Source organism: Bradyrhizobium sp. U531 (assembly GCF_051710265.1).
In the GTDB taxonomy this organism is placed as follows: domain Bacteria; phylum Pseudomonadota; class Alphaproteobacteria; order Rhizobiales; family Xanthobacteraceae; genus Bradyrhizobium.
In genome coordinates this window covers 58,428-70,743 of record NZ_JASVEN010000007.1, presented here as the reverse complement: position 1 = coordinate 70,743, position 12,316 = coordinate 58,428, and the positions used below count along the sequence as shown (strand labels likewise).

Annotated in this window: 10 protein-coding genes; 4 read left to right on the top strand and 6 right to left on the bottom strand. The window is 65.4% G+C overall.

The window, feature by feature from the left end; all coding sequences use genetic code 11:
- Positions 1–77: 77 nt before the first annotated feature.
- On the bottom strand, positions 78–1,649 hold the full coding sequence (locus QRQ56_RS27755; RefSeq protein WP_438744364.1) for a porin: 1,572 nt from the start codon (positions 1,647–1,649) through the stop codon (positions 78–80).
- 538 nt (positions 1,650–2,187) lie between these two features.
- Here QRQ56_RS27755 and QRQ56_RS27750 point away from each other — a divergent pair.
- The gene (locus QRQ56_RS27750; protein WP_438744363.1) at positions 2,188–2,667 is read left to right on the top strand and encodes a MarR family winged helix-turn-helix transcriptional regulator; all 480 of its coding nucleotides are present in this window, start codon (positions 2,188–2,190) and stop codon (positions 2,665–2,667) included.
- Between the two features lie 39 nt (positions 2,668–2,706).
- On the opposite strand, the gene QRQ56_RS27745 is transcribed toward QRQ56_RS27750, so the two are convergent.
- On the bottom strand, positions 2,707–3,789 hold the full coding sequence (locus QRQ56_RS27745; RefSeq protein WP_438744362.1) for an alpha/beta hydrolase family protein: 1,083 nt from the start codon (positions 3,787–3,789) through the stop codon (positions 2,707–2,709).
- 608 nt (positions 3,790–4,397) lie between these two features.
- Here QRQ56_RS27745 and QRQ56_RS27740 point away from each other — a divergent pair.
- Both QRQ56_RS27740 and QRQ56_RS27735 read left to right on the top strand, forming a co-directional pair.
- Positions 4,398–5,462 carry a ketopantoate reductase family protein gene (locus tag QRQ56_RS27740; protein WP_438744361.1) on the top strand — a complete coding sequence of 355 codons (1,065 nt, stop codon included), beginning with the start codon at positions 4,398–4,400 and terminating at the stop codon, positions 5,460–5,462.
- Between the two features lie 353 nt (positions 5,463–5,815).
- Entirely contained in the window at positions 5,816–6,652 is an 837-nt protein-coding gene (locus QRQ56_RS27735) for a YkgJ family cysteine cluster protein (protein WP_438744360.1), read from the top strand.
- A gap of 50 nt (positions 6,653–6,702) precedes the next feature.
- Here QRQ56_RS27735 and QRQ56_RS27730 read toward each other — a convergent pair whose 3' ends face one another.
- Entirely contained in the window at positions 6,703–7,032 is a 330-nt protein-coding gene (locus QRQ56_RS27730; RefSeq protein ID WP_438744359.1) for a hypothetical protein, read from the bottom strand.
- Between the two features lie 246 nt (positions 7,033–7,278).
- Here QRQ56_RS27730 and QRQ56_RS27725 point away from each other — a divergent pair, with 246 nt between their 5' ends.
- A complete protein-coding gene (locus QRQ56_RS27725) occupies positions 7,279–8,793 on the top strand; it encodes a helicase HerA domain-containing protein (RefSeq protein ID WP_438744358.1) in 1,515 nt (504 codons plus the stop codon).
- 117 nt (positions 8,794–8,910) lie between these two features.
- On the opposite strand, the gene QRQ56_RS27720 is transcribed toward QRQ56_RS27725, so the two are convergent.
- The 3 genes from QRQ56_RS27720 to QRQ56_RS27710 are packed head-to-tail and all read right to left on the bottom strand — an operon-like array spanning position 8,911 to position 12,316.
- Positions 8,911–9,651 carry an ABC transporter ATP-binding protein gene (locus QRQ56_RS27720; RefSeq protein ID WP_438744357.1) on the bottom strand — a complete coding sequence of 247 codons (741 nt, stop codon included), beginning with the start codon at positions 9,649–9,651 and terminating at the stop codon, positions 8,911–8,913.
- Positions 9,648–10,493, bottom strand: coding sequence for an ABC transporter ATP-binding protein (locus QRQ56_RS27715; protein ID WP_438744356.1), 846 nt, complete (start codon positions 10,491–10,493; stop codon positions 9,648–9,650). The genes QRQ56_RS27720 and QRQ56_RS27715 overlap by 4 nt, the downstream gene beginning before the upstream one ends.
- Positions 10,493–12,316, bottom strand: coding sequence for an ABC transporter permease (locus tag QRQ56_RS27710; RefSeq protein ID WP_438744355.1), 1,824 nt, complete (start codon positions 12,314–12,316; stop codon positions 10,493–10,495). The genes QRQ56_RS27715 and QRQ56_RS27710 overlap by 1 nt, the downstream gene beginning before the upstream one ends.

The following is a 12,316-nucleotide window of genomic DNA, read 5'->3' as shown; positions in this document are numbered from 1 at the left end:
ACATCACGCAAACGACGCGCATAGAAAAACACCCGGCGGTTTCCCGCCGGGTGCTCGTCGAAAAAATTCGACTGATCTTACCAGTTGCGCTGGGCGCGGAGGAGCAGGGTGATGCTGTCCTGGTCCTTCAGCTCGTACAGGGCGGCCGGCTTGGCCGTCGTGCCGGCACCGGCGTAACCAACCGTACCCGAGTACTTCTGGTCGAGGTGGGTCCAGTTGAGGTCGCCCGAGAAGGTCAGGTTCTTGACCGGGGTCCAGCGGGTGATGAGACCCACCTGGGCAACGGCGAAGTCAGGGTTACAACCCGTGACACCGGCGAGGCCACCGAACACGCCGCCGCCACCGCCAGCGCCGCAGAGCGCGGTCTTGGCGACCGAGCCGTACTGCGCCTGAGCGTAGGCACCGTAGACCGCGGTGTTCCAGTAGGCATCCCAGTTATGGGTGTAGGCGCCGCGGAAGCCCCAGGTCTTCACAGTTTCCTGCGAACCGCCCGTGATGAACACGGTGTCCGGAGCCATGGCGAAGCCGACGCTCTGGTAGGCAACGCCCGAGTTGCCGAACATCGAGTAGGAGCTGCCCGCCAGGTTCTGGAAGTTGTAGCGGGTCGCACCGTCGGTGTAGACGGCCTGGATGTTGATCACGTCACCCGCGCCGGTCGGGATGTTCTTGATCGACAGAGCGAGCTGAACGGCCCAGCCCCACTTGTCGTCGGGGTGACCGGTGGTCTCGGTGGCGCCGTAGTAGGCAACGTGGTTGTCATGCGCAGCAACCGACGCCTGGAACATACCCCAGGCCTGGTCGACGCGGACCTGACCGACGAGGTTCGGCGAACGCGAGCCGCCGATGGCGTTGGAGCCGTAGGTGCCGCCAACCATGCCGCCCGCGGTCGCGCCCGTCAGGTTCATGTTGCCGGCCTGGTAGTAGTTGGTCGCGTCTTCAGCCGAGAACGAAGCCGTCACGCCCTGACCGAAGTCAGCGGTGTAGGTGAACTGGTTGACACCGGTGACCGTGCCCGAACCACCGACGAGACCGTCGAAGTTGTTGCCGGGATAGTTGGTCCAGGGCGCGTCGAACTGCGACACGGCCTTACCCATGGTGAAGCCAGCGAACTGGATGAAGGCGTAGTACACGCCGAGCGAGCCGCCCGAGGTCGCGCCGTCAGTGCCGTTGATCGACGAACCAACGAGAGCCGGGGTGGCGCCGGAGGTGTTGAGGCCGAGGTTGCCGGTGTAGACGGTGCCGCCGGTCGCAGAGCCGGAGCCCTGGTAGCCGCCGGTGGTCCAGGAGAACACGCCGTCGAAGAAGGTACGGACGACGCCGTACTCGGTCGCGGTGCGCGTGTCGATGTTGAGGTCTTCACGAGCGCGCATGGTGTAGTAGTTGCTCAGGCGGTTGTGCGCACCGGCCGGGGAGCCGTTGGCAGCGCCGTAGGAGCTGTTGGTGCCCAGCGCGACTTCAGCGCGCAGATAGCCACCGAGCTTGATGCAGGTGTCGGTGCCCGGGATGTAGTAGAAACCGGCGCCGTACAGCGAGCAGACCTTCACGTATTCGACGGCCTTGGCCTTCACGGGAAGATCGGCTGCGAACGCCCCGGAGGCGGCCATTAGGCCGGCAGCCGAGCCGAGCAAAAGCGTTTTCGTCAACTTCATTAGGTAAACCTCCAGGTCGGTTCAGGGGGCTCGGCTTCCTTGGAGGACACCGCTTCACCCTCATAATTTCCGTTCAATTCAGATCCGCACCGAAGGTCCGGACTGAAACGACAGTGAGGTGCCCCCCCTCCGTCGTGCCTCACGTATAGTTTATAAAAACAACCGCCTCAATTTATTGATTTAATGAAACGTAAGTTCGGCGGGAGATGTTGCGCGCGAGCAACAGAGGGGATGGCAAACCAAGCCAACATACTGAATAAAAAGTAAAAAGCCCTCAGGGGGCATCCCGAGGGCTTTCTTGGAGGTCTCACATCGCTGTCCACGGACATGGTCACGAGCAGCAAAGAATGAGTGGGCTGAGACGTAATTGAATTAATTGATTTACGCAAGCATCAAATGCTTAGACCCTTTCCACAATGTCGCGTCTGCAAACCAAGTTCAGAGCGCGACACAGGAGACGCCCTCGCGATATCCCGGTAGAACACTGATCCAAGAACAATAAAAAAAAGGATCAACGCCAAACGGGGGGCAACGCGGCATGATCGAGAAGAAGCTCGACAGAGCGATCAGGGACTTCATCTGGAATGTCGTCGAAATTCACGCGCAGCTGGATGACATCCACACCAGCTGGGCCGGGCTGCTGGGCATTTCCCAGCCGCAATGGCTGATCCTGATGGCGATCACCGAGCTGGACGACGGGCAAGGCGTCGCCGGCATCGACATCGCGAACAAGCTCCGCGTTCATCCGGCGTTCGTGACCAACCAGACCAAGATCCTGGAGAAGGCCGGCTTTCTCTCGCGGCGGCCGGCGGCGAACGATGCCCGCTTCGTTCTGATGTCGCTGACCGCGAAGGCGACGGCCGACATCGAGCACCTCTCGAAGCGAAAGCTCGCGCTGAACTCGACGATGTTCAACGATCTCGACGAGAAGACCCTCGCCGAAATGAACGCTGCGCTGGCCAAGATCGCCAAGAATGCCCGGCTGGCGGCGCGGTTGCTGGCCATCGACGCCTCGTGATCCGCCCGAGCGAGCGCCCGGCCTCTTGGAGCTGACCTTCTAGAGATAGGTCACGGGATCGAGTTGAGGCGCGGCGCCAAGCTTGCTGTCGAGCCATTCGAACACGAAGTCGTCGACGGCGACGAAATTCTCGACCTCACCGAGAGGATGCGGGATGTGGTTGGGAACGACGACGGAGCAATCGGCTCCGGCCTGCCGATAGGCGGATTGCAGCTCGAGGGCATCCTGCTCCCACATCATCGAGCGGCTTCCGACAACCATCAGAAGCGGACACGGTATCCGGCGCAGCGGCGCCGCGGACACCGGCATGGCGCCGTCGAGATCGGCCTCCCCGGAGCCGGTCATCCAGCGAAGCGATGCGCCACGCATCACCGGCGTCATGACACCGCCATCGCAAACGGCGGCAGCGATCCGGCGATCCGAGCCGGCAAGGCGGGAGGCGTCGCAGGCGCCCGCCCCTTCGCCATAGATTGCGATCCGCTGCGGATCGACATCCGGGCGCGCCTGAAGATAGTCCAGCCAGCTATGAAGCATATGCTCCGGCTTGACGGGGCGGCGAACGGAGGAACGGCCGACGTCAACGAGCAGGAGCGACATGTTGCGGCGGAGCGAGGCCGGCAACAGCCTGATCATCATCGAGCCCAGTGTGACGTCCTCGTCACTGACGCAGATGACCGCAGGCGCGGAAGGCGCACGGCACAGCGCCGGGACGAAGAAGCCGGTTAACGCCCCCTCGTCGAAGCCGTCGATCGTCACGCGCTCGATCGCGCGACCGGCATCATCCGAGAATCCCTTCAGGCTGATCGCGATCTCGTCCGCGAGATCGGCGGCTTCGACATCGCCGGGGCAAGACACGCTCCTGATGACTTCCAGGGCGGTCAGCGAGCACAGCCACGCTTCCTGCGCGGTCCGGATCGATCCGCTCTCACGCGCGGATCGGGCGAAGGTCCGGTAATCGTCGGCAACCCGCAGCCAGTCTGAAACCCAGAGATGCCTGTGCGCCTCGCGCACGAGCTCTGCGACCGACAGGCTCTCGAAGAATCCGGATGCGCGATTGCGCAACTGGCCCAGGTTTCGGCCGGCGCCATCGCACGAGCCGTGCGGCCAGTGATCACCTTCCATGTCAGCCCCCGGACAACGCCATCAGCGCGCACCCCGATGTGCGCCCGGGTCTTCACACGCGGTCCTGATTCCAAACGAGCCGGCCTCGGCGCGAAATCCAGGCCCTCTCAACTCGATCGTCACGTCCCAGCTCCGCCGCTGATCCACAGTCGTTTGCCGCGCACGCCAGTGATGCGGCTTGGTCGTCTTTTATTGCGACCGGCAGGTCGGAATGACGTGGCCGGTCGAGACAACAGACATGACCGTGTAAGCCGCCATTGTGAACGCACGATATGGTGAGTTGCGGCGGATTGCCGCCAAGCCGCTGCCACTGGCGAGGCAGCGGAGGTAATCGGCGCGGCACATCGATCGTCGCGCCGACCGTGACGACTTATGTGACGTTCTCACGACAAGTGATTACACGCCGAGGCGGCTGGACTCGAATTCTATAAATCAGAACAGCCTTGCCCGTGCCCGCCCGGGCGCTCGACCGCTGGGGGACCTCCGGCGCGTCCTTGTATGCATTATCCCAGTTGCCATCCCCGCTGACTTCGCTTTACATGCCGGCAACTCGCCCGCGGATGACGGCCGGGGCTGAAAAATCACACACATTGTCAAAGGGACGGAGCATGGCGCGCAACATATTGATTCTCGGGGCTTCTTACGGCTCGCTGCTGGGCACGAAGCTGCTGATGGCCGGGCACAATGTGACCCTGGTCTGCCGCGCCAAGACCGCAGAGCTGATCAACCGCGAAGGTACCGAGGTGCGCATCAAGCTGCGCGACGAGGCGGTGCACCGGGCGATCTTCTCGCGCAACCTGCCCGGCAAGCTCGACGCCGTGACGCCGCAGAATGTCGACCTCTCGCGCTACGACCTGGTCGGCCTTGCGATGCAGGAGCCGCAATACACCAACCACACCGTGCGCATGCTCATGGTCAAGATCGCGGCGGCGAAGCTGCCCTGCCTGTCGATCATGAACATGCCGCCGCTGCCCTATCTGAAGCGGATCCCGGCGCTCGCCGACATGGATCTGGAGGAGGCCTACACCAATGCCCAGGTGTGGGAGCGGTTCGAGCCGGGCCTCGTGACGCTGTGCTCGCCCGACCCGCAGGCGTTCCGTCCGCCGGAAGAAGCCGCCAACGTGCTGCATGTCGGCCTGCCCACGAATTTCAAGGCGTCGGTGTTCGCCGACGAGAAGCACAACAAGGTGCTGCGCGAGCTCGAGGCCGACATCGACGCGGTGACGCTCGACGGCCACGACGTGCCGGTGAAGCTGAAGGTGTTCGATTCCCTGTTCGTGCCGCTGGCGAAATGGTCGATGCTGCTGACCGGCAATTACCGCTGCATCACGCCGCACGAGCCCCAGTCGATCCGCGACGCCGTGCATGGCGATTTGAAGCGCTCGCAGACGATCTATGATCATGTCGACGCGATCGCCCGCAAGCTCGGCGCCGATCCGCAGGACCAGGTGCCGTTCGCGAAATACGCCAAGGCCGCCGAGAGCCTGCTCAAGCCGTCGTCGGCCGCGCGCGCGGTCGCGGGCGGCGCGCCCTTCATCGAGCGCGTCGACCTCCTGGTGAAGCTGATCTCGCATCAGCTCGGCGTGCCCAATCCCGAGATCGACCGCACGGTCGACACCGTGGATCTGAAGCTGAACGAGAGGATCGTGCAGGGCGGATCCGGCGCGCAATAAGGCGCTTCACTGAGGTGCGCGCTCTGCTGCGCAAAGCGCTGCAGAGCAAGCCTCGAAGGGCGACGGCCCGGCCGCATCTCGGCCGCGCATCCTTCGAGGCCCCCGGCCGGCTTGATTTGATCTTCGTCATCGAATCCGGCCGCTGAAGCCCGGAATCAGCGCATTTGGCCTGCCCCCAGCTATCGCTGGGGGTCGCCGATTTGCGAAAAATTTGCATCCATGCGAGGTCTGGCCTTACGTAGCGGAAGCTGCCGAATTGCCTCGGGCAGATACTCCAGATCCCGGTTCCCGGCAGCAGGTTCCAGACCTGCCCGCGGCAGCCGGACGACGGGCGAAAGAACAAGTCACCGAAGATGGATCAGTCGACGTTGCAGGTCGTGCGCGCGGTGGAGGCCGGCGCGACAACCATGAAGAGCCTCATCGACGCGACCGGATTGTCCCGTCTCAAGATCGAGCGCGCCTTGAGCACGCTGGAGAAGCAGAAGCTGCTGGTCCGCGACGGCCAGGGCTTTCGTGCGACCAACGTGCCGAAAGCGCCGCCGCTGGCCCGGCAATGCGGATCGTGCAACGCCTGCTGCGACATTCTCGAGGTGGCCGCCGTCGACAAGCCGGTGAACCAGCTTTGCAAGCATTGGCAGACCGGCACGGGATGCACGATTTACGATCGCCGTCCGCAGATGTGCCGCTCCTTCGTCTGCGCCTGGCTGCAGGGACATCTCGACGACGACTGGTTCCCGGCGAAGTCCGGCATCATCGTCCATTTCAGCCAGGATGCGGTGAACGTGACGGTCGACGACCACTGCCCCGATCGCTGGCGCGAGGAGCCTTATTTCAGCAAGCTCGCCGAATGGTCGCTGAACGGCATCAGGCGGATCGGAAACCGCGGCTATGCCACCCTCGTCGTCTCCGGCGCCAACCGCTACCTGCTGCTCGGACGCACCGCCGTTCCCGAGCCGACGCTGTTCGGCACGGCGTTCGTGCCGCTCACCGCCGACACGTTCCGGTTCTGGCGGGCGACGTCGCCGGAACATCTGCAGCGATTGCACGAGCGCATCGCCGAGATGGAGCGGATCAGGCAGGAATTCGACTCCTGCGTCATCCCGGAGAATGAGGACGACGATCCGCAAGCCCCCTATCGGCCCGCACTTTTACGGCTGTCAGGGCACCCGGAAGCCGCGCCCAAGGGCTGACGACGCCGATCGCGCAAGGCATTGCCACCGCGCGCCGAGCCATTCGTGCATCAATGAGCGTGTCCGCCTTCGCCGGCATCGCCGGCATGGTCGCCGCCAATGTGATCGGCGCTGCCGCCATGGCCGCCTGATCCGGATTCGCCGGCAAAGAAGCCCCAACGCGCGGCATCCAGGACCATCGAGGTGTAGAGCGCTCTCACCGCGCCGTATTCGGGGTCGGAGGGCCTGAGCTCGTCGAGCTTCGCCCTCATCTCGGCAATATCCCTCAATCGTGCCCGCTTGTTGAAGAGCCAGTAGATACCCATGCCAAGCGTGACCAGCGCCACGACGCCAAACACCGTGACCGTGATCGTGGCGGGGCCGGCGAGCATGCTCATCATGGTAGGCGTTTCCTCGCACCTGCCGACAGGCGGAATGACCGAGAGGTAGCGCATCCCCGTAAAAACATCGCCAATTTTCGCGTGAAACTCCGATCGAAGCGGCTTGAACGCCACTCCTCTTCATTGTTCCAGGGATGACGGTGAACGCCGCCGTGGGCAACGCCGCATGATTCGCGCCGTGGCGCTCGACGCGCCGCGGCGGGATTGATAAGCCCCTGTCCGCGAATGACGGGGACTTGAGTCGGCATGACGGTTGCGATCGAGATGGGGCTGACCACGGCAGGCGCCGCGGCTGCCATGGACCTCGAGGAACTGCTGGCGACCCGCCTCCTCGTGCAGGGCAATTCGGGCTCCGGCAAATCGCATCTGCTGCGACGCTTGCTTGAACAGAGCGCGCCCTGGGTGCAGCAAGCGATCATCGACCCCGAAGGCGATTTCGTCACGTTGGCCGAACGCTTCGGCCATCTCGTCATCGAGGCCGAGGACCACACCGAGCGCGGCCTTCAGGTCGCCGGCGAGCGCGCGCGGCTGCATCGCGTCTCCACCGTGCTCAATCTCGAAGGTCTCGACGCCGAGAACCAGATGCGGCGTGCGGCCGCGTTTCTCGGCGGGATGTTCGACGTCGACCGCGACCATTGGTATCCGATGCTCGTGGTCGTCGACGAGGCCCAGCTGTTCGCGCCGGCTGTTGCCGGCGAGGTCTCGGACGAGGCGCGAAAACTGTCGCTCGGCGCCATGACCAATCTGATGTGCCGCGGCCGCAAGCGCGGCCTTGCCGGCATCATCGCGACCCAGCGCCTCGCAAAGCTCGCCAAGAACGTCGCGGCAGAGGCCTCCAACTTCCTGATGGGCCGCACCTTCCTCGACATCGACATGGCACGCGCGGCCGATCTGCTCGGCATGGAGCGTCGGCAGGCCGAAGCCTTTCGCGACCTCGAGCGCGGCCAGTTCATGGCGCTGGGCCCCGCGCTGTCGCGCCGTCCGCTGCGCCTGAACATCGGCCCGACCGACACAAGCCCGCGCAACTCGACGCCGCGGCTGATGCCGATGCCGGAGGCGGCCACGGAAGATATGCGCGCCATGATCCTGGCCGCGCCGCCGCCCGATGCCAGCCGGCCGCAGCGCCGGCCCGCGCCGGATCTGCTCGAGCAGCTGCGCGCGGCGAAGGCCGCCGCCACGCCGGTGATCCAGCCGGAGGCGGTCGAGGTGCCGGTCAGTGCCGAGGAGCTCGCCGAGCGCCGCGAGCGCGTTAATCGCACGCTGCGCGCCGTGCTCGCCGAGCCCGACGCCGGCTTCCGCGCCATCGGCGTGCTCTATCAGGAATTCGTCGTCCGCTGCCGCATCGAGGGCTTAGGGGCCGCCGTGCCCGATCTCAACGATTTTCGCCGCATGCTGACGCATGCGCGCGCCGGCCTCGGCACGGATCTGGCCGAGGACGACGCCTGGCAGGATGTCTCGCTGCGCGCCTCGATCCTGCCCGACGACATGCAGGGCGTGTTCATGATGATCGCGCGCGCCGCCAAGGAAGGCTGGCCCTGCCCGGGCGACGCCGCGATCGCGCGCGCCTATGGCTCGCACTCGCTGCGCCGCGCGCAGCGGCTGCTCGGCTATATGGAGGAGCAGGGCCTGATCGTCGTCCAGCTCGATGGCGGCGGCCGCCGGTTCGTGACGCTGGTCGAGCTGGCCTGGGCGACCGCGCCGGGCGATCCCAATGGCGACGATCTGCCGGCGGAGCAGATCGCGAGCGCTGCGACGGCGTGAGCACGGAAGTCGTCATGCCCGGGCTTGTCCCGGGCATCCACGTTCTTCGTGTTGGGTGGCAAGACGTGGATGGCCGGGTCAAGCCCGGCCATGACGTGGAGAGGTCAGCGCACTGCGTCAGGCCGCTTCGGAACCGCCGAGATAGGCGTCGCGCACGCGGGGATCGTCCTTCAACGTACGCGCGGGCCCGGACAGCACGATCTTGCCGGTCTGCAGCACATAGGCCTCGTGCGCGATCTCGAGCGCGAGGCTGGCGTTCTGCTCGACCATGAACACCGAGACGCCTTCCTGGTTGATGGTGCGGATCAGTTCCAGCACGCGATCGACATAGAGCGGCGACAGGCCCATGGTCGGCTCGTCCATCACGATCATGCGCGGCCGGCTCATCAGCGCGCGCGCCATCGCGACCATCTGCTGCTCGCCGCCGGAGAGCGAGCCGGCGCGCTGCGACAGCCGCTGGCCGAGCTTTGGAAACAGCGTCAGCATCTTGTCGAGATCCTGCGCGATCGCCTCGCGGTCGTTGCGGACGAAGGCGCCCATCAGGATGTTTTCCCGCACGCTCATGTCCGCGAACAACCGCCGCGCCTCGGGCACGGAGGCGATGCCACGCCGGACGATTTGCGGTGTCGTCAGGCCGATTAACGAGGCGCCGTCGAAGGTCACCTCGCCCGAGCGCGGCTTCACCAGCCCCAGGATGATCTTCATCGTCGTCGACTTGCCGCTGGCATTGCCGCCGAGCAGGCAGACGATGTGGCCGCGCGCGACCGTAATCGAGAGATCGAAATGCACCTGGGCCTGGCCGTAGAACGTATTAACGTTCGACAGCGCCAGCAGCGGTTCGGGGGCGCTCGTCGTCATGCCGCGCTCTCCTGCTCCGACGTTCCTGACAACCCGTGGCCGAGATAAGCCTCGATCACCTTGGGATCGCTGCGCACCTGTTCGCCCGAACCTTCCGCGATCTTCTTGCCCTCGTCCATGACGATGACGCGATCGGAGAGGCGCATTACCATCTCCAACTTGTGCTCGATCAGCAGGATGGTCAGCCCTTCGGCTTTCAACTCGGCGACGAGCGCCTGCATCTCCGCGGTCTCGGTCGGGTTCATGCCAGCGGTGGGCTCGTCGAGCAGCAGAAGGCGCGGCTTGAGCGCGAGCGCACGCGCGATCTCGACGCGGCGGCGATTGGCGTAGGACAGGCTATAGGCGGGCTGGTCGATCCGTGGCAGCAGCCGTTCACCGAAGCGGGCGAGGATGACCTTCACCTCCTCGCGCAGCCGCTCTTCCTCGGCCTTGACGCTGGCGGGGCGCAGCAGTGCGAGACCCAGCTCCAGCAGCGGGCCAATCACCGGCACGGCCGGCTTCACCGCGCGCAGCCGCGTGTGCGCGCCGATCAGAACGTTGTCCATGACGCTGAGATTGCCGAAGACACGGCCGAGCTGGAAGGTGCGCGCGATGCCCTCGCCCGCGAGCCGCTCCGGCGACAGGCCCGTGATGTCCTGGCCTTCGAAGCGGACAGTGCCGGCGTCGGGCCGGTCGAGGCCGGTCACGAGATTGAACAGCGTGGTCTTGCCGGCACCGTTGGGGCCGATGATGCTGACGAGCTCGCCTTTGGCCAGATCGAGGTCGATGGCATCGACGGCGGTGAGGCCGCCGAAGCGGCGCGTCAGCCCGCGCAGGGACAGCATGTGAGACTGCTCCGCCATCACATCGTCCCCAACAGGCCCTGCGGCCTGAACCGCACCAGCAGCAGCAGCACGATGCCGTAGATCAGGATGCGGTACTCCGCCGCGATCCGGAACACTTCAGGCAGACCAACCAGCGCCACTGCTCCGAGGATCGCGCCGACGACATTGCCGAGGCCGCCGAGAATGACGACGGTCAGCGCCAGGATCGATTGCTGCGTGTTGAAGGTCTCGTGGTTGATGTAGGAATACAGATGCGCCGCGATGCCGCCGCTGACGCCGGCAGCGAAGCCGCCGAAGATGAAGGCGAGCGACTTGTAGCGGTTCAGGCTGAGCCCATAGGCCCGCGCGGCGATGTCGTCGTCGCGGATGGCGCGGAAGCTGCGGCCGAGATGCGAACTCAGCAACCGCCCCTGCAGCAGCGCCAGCACCACCATCACGGCAAAGCTGAACCAGTAGATCGAGGCTGGGCTGATCAGCTCGTAGCCGAACAGCGACAGCGGCGGGATGCCGGAGATGCCGATCGGCCCGCGCGTGACGCTCTCCCAGTTCAGGATCACCAGCGAGACGATCTCGCCGATGGCGAGCGTGGCGATCGACACATAGTGCCCGCGCAGGCGGAACGACGGCGAGATCAGCGCGGTGCCGAGCGCGGCGCTCATCAGGCCGCCGCCGATGACGGCGAGCCCGACCGGGACGGCTGCCGTCAGCGACAGCAGCGCTGAAGTATAGGCGCCGATCGCCAGCAGCGCGGCATGCCCGAGCGAGACCTGCCCGATCGTGCCCGCGACCAGCGTCAGGCTCAACGCGAGCATGCCCAGCAGCCAGGCGTTGATCAGGGTCTGGAGCACGTAGAACGAGACCGGGAACAACGGCAGGATCGCAAAGCCGGCCGCGGCAACAGCCAGGGCCCAGCGCGGAATGCGCAACGGACGGCTCGGCGCGATGAAGGTGCCGGTGAGCGGCTCGGGCGGCGCCTGCCGCGCGCTGGCGAACAGGCCGTTCGGCCGAAGCACGAGCACGACGACGAGCAGCAGGAACGCGAACAGATTACGGTAGCTGGTGCCGAACACGGCGACGCCATAGCTCTCGACGAGGCCGAGCAGCAGGCTGCCGATCACCGCACCGGGCACGTTGCCGGCACCGCCGACGACTTCGGCGACGACGCCCTTGAGCGTCGCCTGCAGGCTCATCGCGGTGTCGATCTGGTTGTAGTACATACCGACCAGCATGCCGGAGACACCGCCGAGCGCGGCCGCGATGCCGAACACGGCCTGATTGACCCGGTTGACGTCGACGCCCATCTGCATCGCGGCGTCGCGGTCCTGCGACGCCGCGCGCACCGCCCAGCCGAGCTTGGAGTAGCGCAGGAACACGAACAGCAGCAACGCGCTGGTGAGGCCGACGCCGGCGATGAGCAGGTCAAGTGGCCCGATGGTGCCGCCGCCGACCTGGAAGCGGACATCCGGCAACTGGCTCGGCAGCGCACGCGGGTTCGGCGAGAAGGTCAGCATCACCAGCTGATCGAGCACGAAGCTGATGCCGATGGTCGCGAGCAGCGGCGCGATGCGTACCGAGTTCTGCAACGGCCGCAGCCCGAACCGTTCGATGATCAGCCCGACGATCGCAGCGGCCACCGCAACGACGATGATGGTGAGCGGAAGCGGCGTATGCAGCTGCACCACCGCCACCCAGCCGATATAGGCGCCGACGAGGTAAATCGAGCCCTGCGCGAAGTTGATCAGCCGGCTGACGCCGAAGATCAGCGCGAGCCCGACCGCAACGAGGGCGTAGACATTACCGACGATCAGCCCGTTGATCGTGTAGTCGAGCCAGGAAGACAC

Coding starts and splice junctions, on each gene's coding strand:
- QRQ56_RS27720 (WP_438744357.1), bottom strand. CDS start 9,651: ATGACGACGAGCGCCCCCGAACCGCTGCTGGCGCTGTCGAACGTTAAT.
- QRQ56_RS27755 (WP_438744364.1), bottom strand. CDS start 1,649: ATGAAGTTGACGAAAACGCTTTTGCTCGGCTCGGCTGCCGGCCTAATG.
- QRQ56_RS27715 (WP_438744356.1), bottom strand. CDS start 10,493: ATGGCGGAGCAGTCTCACATGCTGTCCCTGCGCGGGCTGACGCGCCGC.
- QRQ56_RS27750 (WP_438744363.1), top strand. CDS start 2,188: ATGATCGAGAAGAAGCTCGACAGAGCGATCAGGGACTTCATCTGGAAT.
- QRQ56_RS27730 (WP_438744359.1), bottom strand. CDS start 7,032: ATGATGAGCATGCTCGCCGGCCCCGCCACGATCACGGTCACGGTGTTT.
- QRQ56_RS27735 (WP_438744360.1), top strand. CDS start 5,816: ATGGATCAGTCGACGTTGCAGGTCGTGCGCGCGGTGGAGGCCGGCGCG.
- QRQ56_RS27740 (WP_438744361.1), top strand. CDS start 4,398: ATGGCGCGCAACATATTGATTCTCGGGGCTTCTTACGGCTCGCTGCTG.
- QRQ56_RS27745 (WP_438744362.1), bottom strand. CDS start 3,789: ATGGAAGGTGATCACTGGCCGCACGGCTCGTGCGATGGCGCCGGCCGA.
- QRQ56_RS27725 (WP_438744358.1), top strand. CDS start 7,279: ATGACGGTTGCGATCGAGATGGGGCTGACCACGGCAGGCGCCGCGGCT.